The sequence below is a fragment of the Sedimenticola hydrogenitrophicus genome, assembly GCF_029017505.1.
Classification (GTDB): domain Bacteria; phylum Pseudomonadota; class Gammaproteobacteria; order Chromatiales; family Chromatiaceae; genus Sedimenticola; species Sedimenticola hydrogenitrophicus_A.
The window spans coordinates 128,309-143,792 of the sequence record NZ_JAQGEI010000007.1 but is presented as its reverse complement, the minus strand read 5'-3'; the positions used below and the strand labels follow the sequence as shown (position 1 = coordinate 143,792).

At 61.2% G+C, this 15,484-nt stretch carries 21 protein-coding genes; 13 read left to right on the top strand and 8 right to left on the bottom strand.

Going from position 1 to position 15,484, the window contains the following annotated elements:
* On the bottom strand, positions 1 to 1,485 hold the full coding sequence (locus tag O9K64_RS06185) for a cytochrome c peroxidase (RefSeq protein WP_275097200.1): 1,485 nt from the start codon (positions 1,483 to 1,485) through the stop codon (positions 1 to 3).
* Positions 1,486 to 1,730: 245 nt separating this feature from the next.
* Here O9K64_RS06185 and O9K64_RS06180 point away from each other — a divergent pair, with 245 nt between their 5' ends.
* From O9K64_RS06180 to O9K64_RS06170, 3 genes are read left to right on the top strand one after another with little or no spacing between them, the layout of a single operon-like run.
* The gene (locus tag O9K64_RS06180; RefSeq protein WP_335342243.1) at positions 1,731 to 2,264 is read left to right on the top strand and encodes a VOC family protein; all 534 of its coding nucleotides are present in this window, start codon (positions 1,731 to 1,733) and stop codon (positions 2,262 to 2,264) included.
* Positions 2,265 to 2,291: 27 nt separating this feature from the next.
* On the top strand, positions 2,292 to 2,462 hold the full coding sequence (locus O9K64_RS06175; protein ID WP_275097199.1) for a hypothetical protein: 171 nt from the start codon (positions 2,292 to 2,294) through the stop codon (positions 2,460 to 2,462).
* Positions 2,463 to 2,483: 21 nt separating this feature from the next.
* Positions 2,484 to 2,732, top strand: a complete 249-nt coding sequence (locus O9K64_RS06170; protein ID WP_275097198.1) for an MBL fold metallo-hydrolase — start codon at positions 2,484 to 2,486, stop codon at positions 2,730 to 2,732.
* Positions 2,733 to 3,175: 443 nt separating this feature from the next.
* Here O9K64_RS06170 and O9K64_RS06165 read toward each other — a convergent pair whose 3' ends face one another.
* Both O9K64_RS06165 and O9K64_RS06160 read right to left on the bottom strand, forming a co-directional pair.
* Positions 3,176 to 3,946, bottom strand: a complete 771-nt coding sequence (locus O9K64_RS06165; RefSeq protein ID WP_275097197.1) for a hypothetical protein — start codon at positions 3,944 to 3,946, stop codon at positions 3,176 to 3,178.
* A gap of 193 nt (positions 3,947 to 4,139) precedes the next feature.
* Entirely contained in the window at positions 4,140 to 4,976 is an 837-nt protein-coding gene (locus O9K64_RS06160; RefSeq protein WP_275097196.1) for an alpha/beta hydrolase, read from the bottom strand.
* 152 nt (positions 4,977 to 5,128) lie between these two features.
* On the opposite strand from O9K64_RS06160, the gene O9K64_RS06155 reads away from it, so the two are divergent.
* The 5 genes from O9K64_RS06155 to O9K64_RS06135 all read left to right on the top strand — a co-directional run bounded on the left by O9K64_RS06155 (position 5,129) and on the right by O9K64_RS06135 (position 8,339).
* On the top strand, positions 5,129 to 6,136 hold the full coding sequence (locus O9K64_RS06155) for an HDOD domain-containing protein (protein ID WP_275097195.1): 1,008 nt from the start codon (positions 5,129 to 5,131) through the stop codon (positions 6,134 to 6,136).
* Positions 6,129 to 6,461 (top strand): YnfA family protein, encoded by a 333-nt coding sequence (locus O9K64_RS06150; protein ID WP_275097194.1) that lies wholly within the window; start codon positions 6,129 to 6,131, stop codon positions 6,459 to 6,461. Before O9K64_RS06155 ends, O9K64_RS06150 begins: the two co-directional genes overlap by 8 nt.
* A 73-nt stretch (positions 6,462 to 6,534) precedes the next feature.
* Entirely contained in the window at positions 6,535 to 7,008 is a 474-nt protein-coding gene (locus tag O9K64_RS06145) for an LEA type 2 family protein (protein ID WP_275097193.1), read from the top strand.
* Between the two features lie 174 nt (positions 7,009 to 7,182).
* Entirely contained in the window at positions 7,183 to 7,575 is a 393-nt protein-coding gene (locus O9K64_RS06140) for a hypothetical protein (protein ID WP_275097192.1), read from the top strand.
* Between the two features lie 32 nt (positions 7,576 to 7,607).
* Complete coding sequence (locus O9K64_RS06135; RefSeq protein WP_275097191.1) at positions 7,608 to 8,339, top strand: hypothetical protein; 732 nt, start codon at positions 7,608 to 7,610, stop codon at positions 8,337 to 8,339.
* Between the two features lie 23 nt (positions 8,340 to 8,362).
* Here O9K64_RS06135 and O9K64_RS06130 read toward each other — a convergent pair whose 3' ends face one another.
* The gene (locus O9K64_RS06130; RefSeq protein WP_275097190.1) at positions 8,363 to 9,424 is read right to left on the bottom strand and encodes a M48 family metallopeptidase; all 1,062 of its coding nucleotides are present in this window, start codon (positions 9,422 to 9,424) and stop codon (positions 8,363 to 8,365) included.
* 315 nt (positions 9,425 to 9,739) lie between these two features.
* Between O9K64_RS06130 and O9K64_RS06125 the strand changes: the two genes are divergently transcribed.
* The 5 genes from O9K64_RS06125 (at position 9,740) to O9K64_RS06105 (ending at position 12,875) form a co-directional block, all read left to right on the top strand.
* Positions 9,740 to 10,171: a YqaA family protein gene (locus O9K64_RS06125; protein ID WP_305793055.1), complete on the top strand. Its 432-nt coding sequence runs from the start codon at positions 9,740 to 9,742 to the stop codon at positions 10,169 to 10,171.
* A 40-nt stretch (positions 10,172 to 10,211) separates the two neighbouring features.
* Positions 10,212 to 11,429 (top strand): putative sulfate/molybdate transporter, encoded by a 1,218-nt coding sequence (locus O9K64_RS06120; protein WP_275097189.1) that lies wholly within the window; start codon positions 10,212 to 10,214, stop codon positions 11,427 to 11,429.
* A 109-nt stretch (positions 11,430 to 11,538) separates the two neighbouring features.
* Entirely contained in the window at positions 11,539 to 12,033 is a 495-nt protein-coding gene (locus O9K64_RS06115) for a GlcG/HbpS family heme-binding protein (RefSeq protein WP_275097188.1), read from the top strand.
* Between the two features lie 232 nt (positions 12,034 to 12,265).
* Positions 12,266 to 12,535, top strand: coding sequence for an Lrp/AsnC family transcriptional regulator (locus tag O9K64_RS06110; RefSeq protein WP_275097187.1), 270 nt, complete (start codon positions 12,266 to 12,268; stop codon positions 12,533 to 12,535).
* 100 nt (positions 12,536 to 12,635) lie between these two features.
* Complete coding sequence (locus tag O9K64_RS06105) at positions 12,636 to 12,875, top strand: CDGSH iron-sulfur domain-containing protein (protein ID WP_260294539.1); 240 nt, start codon at positions 12,636 to 12,638, stop codon at positions 12,873 to 12,875.
* A gap of 268 nt (positions 12,876 to 13,143) precedes the next feature.
* On the opposite strand, the gene O9K64_RS06100 is transcribed toward O9K64_RS06105, so the two are convergent.
* The 4 genes from O9K64_RS06100 to O9K64_RS06085 form a co-directional block, all read right to left on the bottom strand.
* Positions 13,144 to 13,575: a c-type cytochrome gene (locus O9K64_RS06100; RefSeq protein WP_275097186.1), complete on the bottom strand. Its 432-nt coding sequence runs from the start codon at positions 13,573 to 13,575 to the stop codon at positions 13,144 to 13,146.
* Between the two features lie 77 nt (positions 13,576 to 13,652).
* The gene (locus O9K64_RS06095) at positions 13,653 to 14,396 is read right to left on the bottom strand and encodes a cytochrome c biogenesis CcdA family protein (protein WP_275097185.1); all 744 of its coding nucleotides are present in this window, start codon (positions 14,394 to 14,396) and stop codon (positions 13,653 to 13,655) included.
* 53 nt (positions 14,397 to 14,449) lie between these two features.
* Positions 14,450 to 14,836 (bottom strand): c-type cytochrome, encoded by a 387-nt coding sequence (locus tag O9K64_RS06090; protein WP_275097184.1) that lies wholly within the window; start codon positions 14,834 to 14,836, stop codon positions 14,450 to 14,452.
* A gap of 166 nt (positions 14,837 to 15,002) precedes the next feature.
* Positions 15,003 to 15,347, bottom strand: a complete 345-nt coding sequence (locus O9K64_RS06085) for a hypothetical protein (RefSeq protein WP_275097183.1) — start codon at positions 15,345 to 15,347, stop codon at positions 15,003 to 15,005.
* Between the last annotated feature and the right edge of the window lie 137 nt (positions 15,348 to 15,484).

Sequence of the window (15,484 nt, the reverse complement as noted above, 5' to 3'; positions counted from 1 at the left end):
TCAATTTCTCCCAAACTCGCGTACCTGGTATTCCGGTAGTCGTTCTGGCCGGGTCACAGTGACCGAGTCTCCACTCAGAGCTTGCAGGAAGGCGAGCAAGTCGTTTTTTTCCGCCGCTGTCAGGCCCAACGGTTTCAACAGGGAATCCTTGTTCGGGACGTCTCCGCCGCCAGCGTTATAAAAATCGATCACCTCTGCCAGGGTCTCGAATACGCCGTTGTGCATGTAGGGCGCGGTGTATTTCAGATCGCGCAACGGCGCGGTGCGAAACTTGCCCAGATCGGCCTTCTCCTTGGTGACCACGTAGTAACCGATATCGCGACGGTAGGCCATATAGTTCGGTACGCCGAAGGTCGAAAAATGGCGTAGCATGGTGATGGATCGCAACGGCGATTTCAGGATCTCCGGATGCTCCGGCACGCCGGTGACGTGGAGTCCAGCATCGCTGAGCAGCGCGCCATTGTGGCACTGTATACAGTTCGCCTTGCCTTGAAACAATTCAAGGCCGCGCCGCGCGCTTTCACTCAGGACACCGGTCTCGCCGGCAACATAGCGATCAAAGGGAACGTTGCGCGAACGGATGGTCTTCAGAAATTCGCCCACGACCGCATAGACTCGCGGGCCGTAAGGACTGGCATCGCCAAAGATCTCCTGCCATTGTGCCAGGTATTCAGGCACCTGTTTGAGCCGTTCCTGCATCATCCGGCTGTCCACGTTCATGGTATGCGCCTCGGTGATCATATCGCGCACCAGCGTCGCCGGGTCCGATCCGTCCAGGCGTCCGTCCCACATGAAGCGGGCCTGCAAAGTGGCGTTGATCAGCGTGGGGCTATTGCGAAAATAGAGTGAGCCAGGGTAGCCCGGTGCCAGCGGCTGGCCGTCGCCGAAACCCTGGTCCGGGACATGGCAGGTCGCGCAGGAAACGGTCGCATCCCCCGAAAGACGCGTATCGAAAAACAACTGCCGGCCGAGTTCCGCCCGTGCCGTGTCGATGGCGGGTGTCTCGGGCAGGGGTGCCAGCGGTTCGCCAACATGTTCCGACTCACGATAAGCGGGGATCCTGGCCGGATCGGCGTAGGCGATCGCTCCCATCTCGGGCAGTATTACTTCTACTGGGGCAGTCGCTTCCGCGCCGTTCGTCTTCTGCGCCAGGATCCATGCGACCATGTTGCCGATCTGATCATTGGTCAGGGTCGGGTGCGGAGCCATGGGGATCTCGCCCCAACTACCGGCCCCGCCCAGGCGGATTTTGTCGACGAGAATGGCCGGCGCGTCAGGATCGTCCCCATAACGATTGGCTATGTCACGATACGCGGGCCCCACCAGCTTTGTCTCAAGTTTGTGGCAGGCCACGCAGTCGTTCTGTGTAATCAGCGTCGCTCCCGCTTCCAGGTCAGCGGTGGGCGGGACACTTCCGCTGCCCGCGGAAGTGTCGGCCGGCCTGTCGCCAACGGCGGCGTTTGTGGCACTCTCCACAGATTCCACTTCGCATCCCGTGGCCACGGCGAGAAGGCCCAAGCATAACACCAACGGTACACCGCCCTGTACATATCGGCGGCAAATTGATGAGCATTTCTTTTTCAAAGGAATACCCCTTCTCTTAAATGGTAATAACTCAAGTTTCGGAATTCAGTTCCAGATGCCCTGAACGACGCCTTGTGAACCCCGAAACTTAAGTAATAAATATAGGATATTCAGGCGAACAATGATGGGAGTCCTGCATTCCTTTTTTGCAACTGGCGGATGCCGCGCTCCCGGAAGCTGTCCGGACAACAAAACCGCTGTCAGTGCTCTATAGTTATTTGCGTCCGTATGCTTTGTATCACTTAACCGGCGAGGCGCACATGATTGAAGTGGCAGGCATTGATCACCTGGTCTTGCGCACGACAAAACTGAACCAGATGCTGGATTTTTATACCCGGGTCCTGGGCTGCCGCATCGAGCGGCAATCATCCGCTGAAACCGGGCTTACCCAATTGCGGGCGGGGTTTTCGCTGATCGATATCGTGGATGTGAATGGCCGACTCGGCCGTCTCGGCGGTGCGGCACCGACCGCGCAAGGCAATAATCTTGATCATTTCTGCCTGCAGATAAAATCCATTCCCGAGGACGAGCTCGTCAAACACCTGGAAGGCTTTGGTATAGAGGTCGGCGAGTTTGCGGAACGATACGGTGCACAGGGTTTGGGTCGCTCTATCTATATCAAGGATCCGGAAGGGAACACGGTGGAGCTGCGAAACCGGATGGCCTCACCAGCCGCGTGAGTAGCCTCCACAACACCGGAGGGCAAGATGAAAGAAATTCTTCCTGATGTGTGGGAAACCGAGGTGGAGCGTCCATTTCCGGGTCTCACCACCCATGCCTACCTGGTAATCCGGGATAGCGGAAACGTGTTGTTTTACAACACCGGCCATACCCAGGAACTGGACCGGATGGAGCAGCTGGGTGGGGTAACGTACTAGTTTCTGAGCCATAGGGATGAATTGGGCGAATCGCTGAAGGCGATTCGCCAACGCTTCGGCACCAAGCTCGGTGGCCATGTGCGTGAGCAAGAGGAGTTTGCCCGTATCTGCGCTCCGGATATCCTGTTTGATCAGCGTGAAGTGCAACTGGGCAACATCGAGGTCATTCCCACCCCGGGACACACGCCTGGAAGCACCTGTTTTCTGGTGCACTCAGCCCAAGGTCAACGTTACCTGTTCACTGGCGACACACTCTATACTTGGCGATGACGGCACCTGGAGGCCGGGGCTCCTCGCCGGCTCCGACAAGGATGCACTCGCCGAAAGCCTCAGGCTCCTGCGGGAGCTAAAACCCGATGTGGCATTTTCCAGTGCCTTTGGCGGAGAGTACGGCCATCAGGATGTTTCGGCGGATTGGCCGGAGCGGGTACAACAGGCGCTGGACCAGTTACGCGGGTAGCGCCTGAATCCCAGTGAGGAAACTCCGGTCGGCAAGCGGCGATTTTCGGAGTTCAAAAGACGTCGTTCAGGGCGGGCCACCCCCTTTCCAGGACACGCTGTGAATACATCCCTGTACGCTCGGCGTCGGCATGGCATCCTCGGCTTCGTAAACGGTACATCCCTGTACCACTCCTCCTGCCTCTGACGGTCCCGGCAAGGGGGTGGCCCGCCCGCTGTCTGGAACTGAACTCCGAAATTTGAGTTAACGGTATTCAGGCCGGGGACAACTGGTACTCACAGCTGTCCGCGCCGTGATGGGTGCAACCGACCTTGTCCACCCGATAGCCGGGCAGGGTGTCCGCGCTGTCGAGCAGGCCTTGCATGGTCCCGGCCAGGAACTCGCAGCATTCCGGTCTGTGCGCCGCGTGTTTCATGTTCCTGGTATATCCACTGACCCGAACCCCTTCGCTGTACTTTGATATGTTCACCAGGGGAGACAGGGCGGGAACGAGCAGCAGATCAATGGCGAAGCGCAGCTCGCTCACCGCGCCATTCACCTTGAGGTTCTTGTACAGGTGGCTGCCGAATCCCTCGCCCAGTTCCCGCATCCGCAGCCCGCGTTCAGCTTCGGGAATGGCGCTGTTGATTTCCACCAGCCTTCCGGAGATGTTCGGGTAACGGCTGAGGAGGGAGAAGATCAGCATCCGATCGCGGATGTCGGCATCACCAGCTTCCGAATTTTTATCTTTATAGCGGGTAGCGGGGCCATCGGCTGGTGCCTCCCCCGGCGCCGGGCTGCCGGTTGTATCGGCTGTTCCGCCACTCAGCAGTTTTGCCACGCCATTCAGTGACTCCAGCGGCGGGCGCAGTTGCTCTTCATTCAACAGCGGACCATTGACCTCCAGGATCAGATTGCGACCACCCTCGGGGCGTATTTCAAAGCTTTGCCTGTCGATGCCCAGCCCCAGTTTACGCAGACAACTCATCACCCGGGCGAGGGCACCTGCCGTGTCTTCCAGTTGCAGTACTATTTCATAACTCATTTATTGGCTCTGTGGCCATTTTTCACGGCCACTCCTCCTTCGTCCTGGTTGTTATCAGAATGGGAACGGGAACAGCGCACGCCACCTATAACCACCAACGGGGGGGCGTGTCAAGAGTTCAACGATGGCCGAATGCAGGAGGGCAGGCCCTTTTACTTGCCGCGCTGATCTGCCGATACCCGCCGGCAGGCCGTCAGCGCGGCGCAATCCGCCCACCGGACAGGTGCGCGGTGAGGAAGGCATCGAGACCGTTGACATAGGTCGCTCCGCTCATGAGGAACCCCGTGTTGTGATCACCCCACAGTTGCAAAAAGGTCCGGGGATGTCGGGCCGCGGCATAGAGCGACCGGCCGTGCCGATAGGGGATGATCTCGTCGTCAGGGCTGTGTATCACCTGCACGGGACACCGCACCTCGGACAGATAGTCCCGCGTGGTGTACTTCAGGCGGGCAAGCCAGCGTGCTGGCAGCCACCAGTACAAATCGGCGGCCATGTCCGGGACCGAGACAAAGGCGGACTCCAGGATAAGCGCCCCCGGTTGCTCGCGCGCGGCGAGCCAGGCCGCCAGCGCACCCCCCAGCGAGCGGCCGAACAGCACAATCCGATCCGGCGATTCACCCCGGGTGTCGACCAGATAGTCCCAGGCCACCAGGGCATCCTGGTGTGTTCCCGCTTCGCTGGGCGTTCCCTCGCTCTGGCCGTAGCCACGGTAATCGAAAATCAGGATGCTGAGTCCCAGTTGATGAAAGATGCGCAGCGAGTCCAGCCGGTGGGAGATATTGCCCGCGTTGCCGTGGAAGAACAGCAGGGTCCCCCGTGCGCCCTCGGCCGGGATGTACCAGCCATGCAGGGCTACTCCGTCGGCGGTCACCAGCCGTACCTCTTCATAGGGCAGGCCGATATCCCGGGGGCTGGCGGCCAGCTCCCGTGAGGGGATGCCGGGCAGGTAGAGCAGACTGGACTGGCCGAGATAGACGATCAGCAGCAAGATGGCATAGGCGCCGGCCGCCGTCAGTAGCAGACTCCACATGGGGCTGTATTTCCTGAAATGGTCCATACGAGCAGCATAGTGGAATCCTGCGCCTGCGTGTTGCGTGGGTCCTTAGATCGGGATCTGCTACTATAGGTTGTGAAGGCGCAATCGAAAGCTGTTGTTGGAATAGGGGAGACGTGGATAATTCCATGAATAGTAGCGGGCCAGGTAAACAGCACTATTTGGCTGCCATCAATAACATGGTAACGGACCTGCCCCTGCTGCCGTCGGTGGTCTCGCAACTGCTGATCCTGAGCCCGGATGATGACCGGTTTCTCGACGAGGTCTACCACCTGGCCCGGCAGGACCCGACGTTCTCCATCCGCCTGGTGCAGTATGCCGCCAGGACCTGCCTGTCCAGTCGGATGGCGGAGAAATTCAGTCTCAAACATGCCATAGCGCGACTCGGTTCCCGACAGATCGCGGGGATCGTCGCCAGCCTGTCGCTGATGGATTCCTTTGAACCGAACAGTCAGAGTGACCGTAATCTCTGGGTCCATTCGGTTCAGGTGGCGGTGATCGCCAGAAAACTGATTGAAGTGATGCCCGATCTGCACCTGGACAGTGAAATCATCTATCTGGGTGCGCTGCTGCATGATATCGGACGCTTCGTCATCTTTCAGGCGGTTCCGCAAGGGCCAGCCCGGATTGATGAAAATCACTGGACGACCCCGGCCGAGTTGCTGGATGCCGAGATCAATATCTGCGGTGTCGATCATGTCCGGGTCGGTGCCGAGGCCTGTGCACGTTGGGAAATCCCCAAGGCGATCAGTGATATCGTCGCCAATCATCACAACTATCACCTGCCCCTCGATACCCTGGACGAGCGGCTGCTCTGCACCCGTGTCGGGGTCACCCAGATCGCCGATTTTTATAGTGTCTCGCTGATGAATCAACCGGTAGAAGAGGTGGTTGAAGCCGGGGCGGATGAGATGGAGCCGGCGGAGAACGGCGAGGAGCGACTCACCGAAGCGCTGGCAGAGGAACTGGATGAGATCATCTCCGCCAACGGTTCCGTGCTGCCGGAAAAGTACCGAGCCATCATACCCCATACACTGATCATGCAGCGCCAGCAGATTGTTAGCGAAACCGGAAAGATACTCGATGCGCTGGGACTTCCGGAGGAGACGGGCGACAGTATGATGCAGCATGACTGAAGTGAAAACGCTTGGCCTTTTTCTGATCACCGCAGTGGCGGAAATCGTGGGTTGTTATCTGCCGTACCTGTGGCTTAACCAGGGCCGGTCCGCCTGGTTGCTGGTGCCTGCCGCATTCAGTCTCGCGGCATTCGCCTGGTTGCTCACCCTGCATCCGACCGCCGCCGGTCGGGTCTATGCGGCCTATGGCGGGGTTTATGTATTTGTCGCCATCCTCTGGCTCTGGGCCGTTGATGGCGTTCAGCCGACGCCCTGGGACCTGATCGGCTCCGCCGTGGCATTGACGGGCATGGGGATCATCATGTTTGCCCCGCGCTATGGTTGAGGGGATGGTCGGGACCGGCCCGCGCTCGGGACAGGCAGGCAGCGGATGATTCAATACCCAGCGGAGAATAATGATGCCCAGCTTTCGACCCGCCGCCTTTGCGCTACTGCTCTCCCTGCTGCTGAGCGGCTGTGCCGGTCTCTGGCGCGATTACGAAAAGCCCCAGGTCAATATCACCACTTTCGCCCTGGCGCCGGAATCCACCGGTCAGGCGCCGGTGTTCGATATTGGCATTCAGGTGATCAATCCCAACCGGACCGCGTTGTCGCTAAAGGGCATGAGCTATTCCCTCGAGGTCGAGGGACACCGGATTCTCAGCGGCGCCACTGCCGATCTGCCCGGCGTGCCCGGTTACGGCATGGCGAACTTTACGATTCAAGCCAGCCCCAATCTGTTCGGCAGCGTGCGTCTGTTCGGTGACCTGTTCTCACGTCAGCGCGCCAGTCTCGATTACCGCTTCAAGGCGCGACTCGATGTCGGCGGCTTGATGCCCTTCGTCCATCTGGAGGAGTCCGGCCGTTTCAGCCTGCCCGATACCGATCGTTGATCGCCAGTGGGCGGGTCCTAAGCACCCGAGCCAGTAACACCGACCCACACCCCGCCTGCCTGTCGCGGACCGGGGGGGCGACGGCAAACGACCACTGGACGTGGGCAAAAAGGGTGTTTATTCTTCCTACCCTTCATCATCATCATCGCACTGACCACACCCTGGAGGACTAGGATGCTCTATCGGATCCTGATGACCGTGCTCATCGCCGCCACCCTGGCTGCTTGCGCCCCCACTATCGGCAACAAGGCCTCGCTCTCCGAGGTTAGTTTCACGGTGGGCGAGACCCACAAGAGCCAGGTGGCGGACACCTTGGGGCTGCCCGCCAACATGAGCCGCTCCGAGGCCACCGGCCGCGAGTTCTGGGGCTACCGGGAGGAGGCCGAGCTGATGGGTATCACCTACGCCGTGCCGACCGGGGCCGGCACCGTCTCCACCTTCCAGGCCAGCACCGGCGAGGACGGGCAGTACGAGTTCAAGGATGCCGCCGTGGTCTACGTCTTCGACGACCAGGGGATACTGCTCGACGTGCGCACCCCCAACAAGACTGTCCAGGCCAAACAGTGACCGGCACAACCACCGAGAAGAGAGACTGGAAAATGAGAAAGACCCTTTTGGCAATCGCCGCACTTGCCCTGCTGCTCAGCGGCTGCGTCGGCATGGAAACCAAGCCCATGGAGGCCCCGGACATCGAGGGCTTCAAGGCCGGCCGCTCGGCGATGGCCTTCGTCTATCCGGAAAAACGCCTCAGCTACCAGGAGGAGGTCTACAAGGTCTTCTACATCGAGACCCGCGGCATCACCTCCGAGTTCGCCGGCATGTGGGATATCGACCGGGACCTCAGCCATGACTTCGCCCGGGGATTCCAGGGTCGCAGCATCGACACCACCCCCGTCGACGCGTTGCTGACGCCGGAACAACAAAAGGCTCTCCAGGGTCAGATGGCCGCCTACCAGGCCACCGACCCGGACCGGGGCGTCGCCCCCTTCAGTGTCCCGCAGGAACTGCGCCAGGCCCTACTCGATCAGGGCATCGACTACCTGATCTCGGCGCGAGGACTGAACATCAACATCACCGCCTATTCGTTGACCGGCCTCTCCCTGGTGTACTTCCCCTACGCCCTCACGGTGACCGATCTGCGCACCAACCAGTCGCTGTTCAGCTCCATCGAGTCGCTGAACACCAGTTACGATTTCGAGGACTCCGCCAGGGAGATCGAGCAGAACGGTCTGAAGGGACTGCGCGAACTGCTCGACACCAGCACCAAGACCTCCTTCGGCGACAAGTTCCTGCCCAAGACCCTGGGACTGGTGAAAGACGACCAGGGCTGAACGGGCGGGCCGCATACCCGGGATCACTGGTTGGGGAGCAGAGGCTCCCCGGCCTTCCGCTTGGCCTCGATCTCGGCGATGGACTGGCGGATGGCCACCGCCCGTTCGGCGGTGATCGGGTGGCTGCGCAGGATGGAATCGCGGTTGCTGTGCAGGTCCTCGCTGGCCATCCGTTGCCAGAAGCCGTCCAGCCCGTCCAGGCTGAAGCCGGCCCGCGCCAGGATGTAGAGGCCCAGATAGTCGGCCTCCCCTTCGAACTCCTTGCTGTAGGTGTTCGCCCCCAGGCGTGCGAACAGGCCCGAGGTGTTAATGCCGTAGGCCGCGGCGACCAGGTCGAAGATGCTGGCCGAGCGGGCGTTCTCGATTTTAGCCTCGATGTGGTTCAGGGCGTTGTGGGCGATCTCGTGGGCCAGCACCAGGGCGACCTCCTCGTCGCGCTCGGCAAAGCGCAGCAGCCCCGAGGTGATGTAGACGCGATCGCCATCGGCATAGGCGTTGATGGCGTTGTGCATCAGCACGTTGAGGGGGTAACCGCAGGCCTCATCGGGCAGTACGCGCAGAGTCTCGCTGTGGCCCTCACGCAGCACCTCCAGGGCCAGCTCCCGCGCCTCGCCCCCCTCCCGCGACCTGGCTACCAGACGCGCGAAATCGGTCGGCGCCCCGGGACCGCCGAGGGTCGTCCTGCCGTCGACGCTGAGCAGAATGTCCCCGCTCCGCAGACCGGCCCTGGCTGCGGCCGACCCCTCCTGCACGAAGGTCACCTTCAGCGCCTGGTCCAGCCCGAACAGCTCCGTCGCCGCCAGCCGGTACTCTCCCGACCAGGCCTCGATGTTGTCCGCATAGAGGCCGAGGCTGGAGGCTTGGTCCTCTTTGCAGAACGGCAATGCCGCCTTGAGCAGCGGACTGCCCAGGCGCTCGATCTGCTTCTGGTACTCGAAGATGCGCTCCACCTGCAGCCGGCTCTGGTAGGCCTTCTCCTCGGCGGTGCGCTGTTGGGCGACCTCGCCCTGTTTCAGAGTAGGCGAGACGCAGCCGGCAAGCGTCCACAGGAGGAGAGAAACGGCGGCAGGGATATTTTTCTTCATGATTATATGGGTTCTGCACTGACGCAGCCTTGGGCAAGACCACTGAGAAAGGCGCATTTTCCCTGCGCCCAAATCCGGAGTCAACCGCCGGGCCTGCAGGCGACCGAGCGACACGGCAGGGTCTCGCCTCCCTAGGAGGATGCCGTTTAGATTGGCCCTCCCCTGATCTCAGGGTGGGTTGGGGCTGTACCGGATGGTCCCGGCAGTGGAATCCACCACGGAGCACCGAAGCTTCGGTGCACAGTGGCATCTGCCACACCCGTTGTACCCGCCATCGCGGATTGCGCTGTTTCGCAGGTTGTTGCAGGATAAGGCATGATCCTCTCCTACCTGTTGTTGTTCAGCTCCGCCTTTCTGGCCGCCACCATATTTCCGTTCTATTCCGAAGCGATCCTGTTTGCCCTGTTGCGGGATGGGGGAGATGCGGCCACGCTGGTGGCGATCGCCACGCTGGGTAATACCCTTGGCGCGGTGGTCAACTGGCTGCTGGGTTGGTATCTGCTGCATTTTCAGGATCGCCGCTGGTTCTATTTCAATCAGAACCAGATCGACAAGGCACAGCGCTGGTTTCAGCGTTACGGTATCTGGAGCCTGCTGTTGGCATGGACGCCGGTCGTGGGTGACGCCCTGACCCTGATCGCCGGTACCATGAAAGTGCGTCTGTGGCCGTTCCTGCTGCTGGTGGGCACCGGCAAGGCGCTGCGCTATATTTCGGTGGTCTATCTGACCGCCTGGGCGTCGCTCTGAAGGTGCCCGTTGAAGGGATGGCGCGACCACAGGAGATGCCGTGATTGATACGCAAGGGAACAGGGACGCGAACCCGGACCGGCCGGCCGCCGCGCGACCGGGCGGGGAGCACGGCTCCGCCCCGCATCGGCCGCGCAACCGCTTCGACCGCATGGAGTGGGCCGGCGCCTTTGGCGACCTGGGTACCCTGATCCCCTTTGTCGTCGCCTATATCAGCGTGGCCAAGGTTGATCCACTGGGCGTGCTGTTTGCGTTTGGCGTGGTGCTGATGATCTGCGGCGCCTATTACCGGACACCGTTTCCGGTGCAGCCGATGAAGGCGATCGGCGCGGTGGTGGCGACCCAGGGGGCCCATATCGCCGTGACCGTACCGGCCATCTTTGCCGCCGGACTGGTCACCGGCCTGATCTGGTTGTTGCTGGGGCTCAGCGGCACCGCCGAGCGAATCGGCCGGCTGGTCAGCCGCCCCGTGCTCATGGGCATCATCCTCGGGCTGGGCATGAGCTTTATGCTGGAAGGGGTGAAGTTGATGGCCGCCCACTGGTACATCGCGGCGGCCGGATTGACCGGAACCATTCTGCTGTTGAGCAGCCGGAGGGTCCCCGCCATGCTGGCACTGCTGGTGTTCGGGCTGCTGTGCGGTGTGCTGCTCAATCCCGGCACGCTCGATGCCCTGGCGACGGTGTCCATGGAGTTTCGCCTGCCGGCTTTTGCATTGTCCGAGCTCACCTGGGCCGATCTGTTGACCGGTACCCTGTTCCTGGCGCTGCCCCAGCTACCGCTCACCCTGGGCAATGCGCTGCTGGCGATCCGCGAGGAGAACAACCGGCTGTTTCCGGACCGGCCGGTAAGCGACCGGGGGGTGGCGGTCTCCACCGGGCTGATGAATCTGTTTGGCTCGGCAGTGGGTGGGGTGCCCATGTGTCACGGGGCCGGCGGCATGGCCGGGCACGTGGCGTTCGGCGCCCGCACCGGTGGCGCGCCGATCATACTCGGCATCATCCTGCTGCTGGGCGCGCTGTTTTTCAGCAGTTCGGTGGAGCTGCTGCTGGGCCTGCTGCCGACCGCCATACTCGGGGTGATCCTGTTCATCACCGGTTCGCAACTGGCACTCGGTAGCGGCCGGCTTGACCCGCGGAAAGCGGAGCGGTTCATCACCCTGATCACCGCCGCCAGCGCCATCTGGAATGTCGGACTGGCGTTTCTGCTGGGGATGCTGGTGACCTGGATCCATCGGCGGGGCTGGTTGAGGCTCTGAGAGGCCGGTGGGCAAGGTGACTGCGACAATACTGAGGTTTTCCACAATTCTGTTGCCGCGGTAAACCGTTACAATGGCCGGTGCAAGCTCACAGGAGGAGATAATGAAAATGAATAAAAACAGAAGCCTGGGTGTCCTTTGTCTGGTGGCCCTGTCGTTTCCCGCCGCCGCCGACGAGGCATCCCGCACGGTCAATATCCAGCGCCTCACCCTGGAGACGGCCCGGGAGATCGCCCAGGGCGCCATCGATGCCTGCCGCAAGGAGGGGATCCAGATCGGGGTCACGGTGGTCGACCGTGACGGTGTCATTCAGGCGATGTCGCGGGATACCATCGCCGCGCCCATCACCGTGGAGATCAGCCGGCAGAAGGCCTTCACCGCGGCCAATTTCAATGCCGCCACTTCCCAGCTGGTGTCCCGTGCCAATACCCCGATCGGTCGGGTGCGGGGGCTGGTGATGTCCGCCGGCGGTCTGCCGATCCAGGCCGGCGGCATGCTGCTGGGCGCGGTGGGGGTGAGTGGCGCGCCTTCCGGCGAGACCGACGAGGCCTGCGCCCAGGCCGGAATCGACCGGGTCCAGGATGATCTCGAAATGGCCATGTAACCGGCCAGGTTGCAGCCACGCCCGGTTTCCGTGCCGACCATGGACCGCTGCCGGGGTGTGGCGCCCTGCCCATCCCGCGAGCGGAGTGTATGCCCGTTTTGTCCGCTTCCGGTTGTGGATCGGATGAAGCGTCCTGTGCGAGAATTTACCCAAAGCAGCGGAGTGGGTAGGGGGAGACGAGGCCCCCTGCCTGTTGTGGAACCCAACATTACCGTCCCAGGAGATCAAGCCGATGATTACATCGATTATCCTACTGAACGTGGTGCGTACCCGGATCAATGAGATCGCCGAGGAGCTGGCCGAGATGCAGGAGGTGTCCGAGGTCTATTCGGTAACCGGCAACTATGATCTGGTGGCCATCGTGCGCGTCGCGCAAAACGACGATCTGGCCCGCTTGGTGACCGAGCAACTGGTCAAGATCGACGGCATCGAGAAGACCGACACCATGCTGGCATTCAAGGCCTACTCGCGGCACGACCTGGAAGCGATGTTTGCGATCTGATTTTCAACACAAATCCTGTTCATATTACGGCCTGCCGATGGGCTAAGCTTAGGGCGAGCCGTACTGCTTGAGTCGCGGCCGGATCGAGGAGCAACAGGAGATGAGTGAACCCGTACGCGCCGCCGATAGCCCCTTCGCCGTGGAAGTGGAGCAGGGCAAGACCTATTTCTGGTGTGCCTGTGGCCGGAGCGCAACCCAACCATTCTGCGACGGTTCCCACAAGGTCACCGAGTTCCGCCCGATCAAATACGAAGCCACGGAGTCCGGGACGGTCTACTTCTGCGGCTGCAAGGGGTCTGGTCACAAACCCCTGTGCGACGGCAGCCACAAGCAGCGTTGAATGCCAGGGTGATCCACCGGCTCAACCGGGGGACTGGTCTGGGTTGACCTATGCATGGGTCGAGCGCCTTAGGATGACAGATGGCAAATGGACTCTCGCCAAGACGCCAAGGAAAACCGATTGCTGCGTTTCATCTTTGCGCTCTTGGCGTCTTGGCGAGAGTAATGAACCTTTACCGTTCCGGTACCGGGAAGGTGCCGGGGTGTTCGTCTTACCCGCATTGTGGCTCACCGCTTTTTCTGCCAGCAACGACACCCTGCGGGACCGGCTACATGCGGTGCGCCCGATAGACAATGCCATTGGCCTCCTGCAGTTCGCGCACATAGTCAATAATGTTGGCCACCTCTTTTTGTGACACCTCCGGCCGTGGGGGCATGTCGCCGAAGGGCCAGTGATGCTGTTTCACCCCGTTCTTCACCGCGCGAAAAAACGCCTCGTCGGCGTGGTGGCCGGGGTTGTAGACATCATTCACCAGCGGCGGGCCGGCTTGGCTGCCCGCTCCGTTCTCGCCATGGCAACTGCTGCAGCTGTTGTTGTAGGCAACCTTCCCCTTGCTGGCCAACCGGGACAACTCAGGCACCTTGATGTCGGCCGTGGACGGCGCTGAAGATGAGCCGGTGAACTTTCCCACCGCAACCGCAATGCCACCCAGCAGGGCGGAAGAGATGACGACGATCTGGATGATTTCGGTAGTTCTCATGTGGTCCTCGATTGGCTATGGCCATTGAACAGAAAGTGGTTGTAAACAGGGTCGGGCTGCGTGGATGAACCGGCACGCTAGCCCAGGTTGTTGAACCAGGTCAGGTTCTGCAGCAACCAGATCGACATGCGGTTCAGGTAACCGGTCACCATGGCAATGCCCATAATGATCAGGATGACGCCGGCGATCCGGTGGATAAGCGGGCCGTGCCGCCGGAAGCGCTTGGCGTGATGCAGAAACTGGTCGGTAAACAGGGCGGCGAGAATGAACGGAACGCCGAGTCCAATAGAGTAGATGGCCAGCAGGGTGGTGCCGCTGCCGATCAGCCCCGAGGTGGCGCTGACGGTCAGGATGGCGCCCAGGATCGGGCCGATACAGGGTGTCCAACCGAAGGCGAAGGCAAGGCCCAGCAGGTAGGAGGAGAGGGCCTTGCCGCCGGGCAGCGCGCTGTGGATGCGAAGCTCCCGCTGCAACAGGTTGAGCTTCACGATGCCGGTCATGAACAGGCCGAAGACGATCACGATAATGCCGCCGACAATGTTCATCTCGTAGCGGTAGCTGATCAGCAGCCGGCCGAGGGCCGTCGCACTGGCGCCGAAGGCGATGAAGACGGTGGAGAAACCGAGCACGAAGCAGAGACTCAGGCCGAGAATGATCAGGGTCTCTTTTGACGATGGACCGTAGGTGCGTAGTTCCTCCAGCGACTGGCCGCCGATGTAGGAGAGATAACCAGGCACCAGGGGCAGCACGCAGGGCGAGAGGAAAGAGATCAGTCCGGCGCCAAAGGCGGAGAGGATGCTGATACCGGAGAGTTCGATCATAGTGATGCCTGATGGGTCTGGTTAAGGTTCATGGAAATACCGATTGCGCCCGTCTAGCGGATGCCCGCATTTGACTGTTCCCGGCGAATGTAGGCGACAATGTGCTCGGTCTGCTCCGGTGTGATATCGGCAACCGCCGGCATGTCGCCGAAACCCCAGTGGTGCTGACGCACTCCGTCCCGTACCGCCATGTGGAAGGCGAAATCGGCGTGGTGCTGCGGCCGATACACATCGTTGACCAGCGGCGGGCCCTGATCCGTACCGGCCCCGCTGGTGCCGTGGCAGGCCTGGCAATAAGCGGAGAACAGCTGCGCTCCCTGTGCCGGCTCGCCTTTAAAGTCGGGGGGCGGCAGGTGCAGGGCGGCACGCCGTTCCGCCGGGTCCGGTGCCTCGCAGCCGGCAAGCAGCAGCAGGGCGGCAAGGGCAAGGTACTTTTTCATGTTCAGGCTCGGTGTTGCTGGGTGCTGTGCTGATCAGGCAGCGGGCAACCGCGGCGCATTAAGCGGTTGCCTGAACCACAAGGGATCGGTCGCTGCTGATCACGGATTCGCCGACGGCCTGTCCGGAGCGGACAGGGACGGCAACCGGTGGTTGGCCGGTGGTCTGTCAGGCGGAGTGGAGTGGGGGTCTTAGCAGACGGTCGGGCAGGGGTGTCGGTGTTTCCGGCGTAGCTGCTTCCACATAGCTGTCGCTGGGGCTGGCCTCAAGGGTCAACGTCCGCTCGCTGCAGATCTGCGAGCCGAAGGAGGAATCACACTGCTGTTGGCAGCACTCCTCGTCCTCTCCCGGCATGGCATGCTGCATGTCGCAGTCATCGCCCTGGCAATCCATGCTGTGACTGCCGTCTACCGCGGATTCCAGCGCCGACGCCGCATAACTGAGCGTTAATGGCAGCAGGGCCAAAAACATTATCAGCGTCAGCAATGCAAGGCGATGGGGGCGTAGTCTCATCGGGTGCGGCGATCTCTTTCGGCTACCAGGTAGATGATGTCGGTTCAATGGTACTTGATATATATACTCTTTTACAGAGACGTAGTTTGGAAAAAAGTTCCATTGGGAGTGTGGTTAATCCACGCCGGCACCGGATC

Bases quoted from the DNA above. Each gene is read 5' to 3' on its own strand.
- O9K64_RS06145 (WP_275097193.1), top strand. From the start codon at position 6,535: ATGCCCAGCTTTCGACCCGCCGCCTTTGCGCTACTGCTCTCCCTGCTG.
- O9K64_RS06130 (WP_275097190.1), bottom strand. From the start codon at position 9,424: ATGAAGAAAAATATCCCTGCCGCCGTTTCTCTCCTCCTGTGGACGCTT.
- O9K64_RS06100 (WP_275097186.1), bottom strand. From the start codon at position 13,575: ATGAGAACTACCGAAATCATCCAGATCGTCGTCATCTCTTCCGCCCTG.
- O9K64_RS06155 (WP_275097195.1), top strand. From the start codon at position 5,129: ATGAATAGTAGCGGGCCAGGTAAACAGCACTATTTGGCTGCCATCAAT.
- O9K64_RS06175 (WP_275097199.1), top strand. From the start codon at position 2,292: ATGAAAGAAATTCTTCCTGATGTGTGGGAAACCGAGGTGGAGCGTCCA.
- O9K64_RS06115 (WP_275097188.1), top strand. From the start codon at position 11,539: ATGAATAAAAACAGAAGCCTGGGTGTCCTTTGTCTGGTGGCCCTGTCG.
- O9K64_RS06110 (WP_275097187.1), top strand. From the start codon at position 12,266: ATGATTACATCGATTATCCTACTGAACGTGGTGCGTACCCGGATCAAT.
- O9K64_RS06150 (WP_275097194.1), top strand. From the start codon at position 6,129: ATGACTGAAGTGAAAACGCTTGGCCTTTTTCTGATCACCGCAGTGGCG.
- O9K64_RS06160 (WP_275097196.1), bottom strand. From the start codon at position 4,976: ATGTGGAGTCTGCTACTGACGGCGGCCGGCGCCTATGCCATCTTGCTG.
- O9K64_RS06125 (WP_305793055.1), top strand. From the start codon at position 9,740: ATGATCCTCTCCTACCTGTTGTTGTTCAGCTCCGCCTTTCTGGCCGCC.
- O9K64_RS06085 (WP_275097183.1), bottom strand. From the start codon at position 15,347: ATGAGACTACGCCCCCATCGCCTTGCATTGCTGACGCTGATAATGTTT.
- O9K64_RS06095 (WP_275097185.1), bottom strand. From the start codon at position 14,396: ATGATCGAACTCTCCGGTATCAGCATCCTCTCCGCCTTTGGCGCCGGA.
- O9K64_RS06135 (WP_275097191.1), top strand. From the start codon at position 7,608: ATGAGAAAGACCCTTTTGGCAATCGCCGCACTTGCCCTGCTGCTCAGC.
- O9K64_RS06090 (WP_275097184.1), bottom strand. From the start codon at position 14,836: ATGAAAAAGTACCTTGCCCTTGCCGCCCTGCTGCTGCTTGCCGGCTGC.
- O9K64_RS06140 (WP_275097192.1), top strand. From the start codon at position 7,183: ATGCTCTATCGGATCCTGATGACCGTGCTCATCGCCGCCACCCTGGCT.
- O9K64_RS06105 (WP_260294539.1), top strand. From the start codon at position 12,636: ATGAGTGAACCCGTACGCGCCGCCGATAGCCCCTTCGCCGTGGAAGTG.
- O9K64_RS06165 (WP_275097197.1), bottom strand. From the start codon at position 3,946: ATGAGTTATGAAATAGTACTGCAACTGGAAGACACGGCAGGTGCCCTC.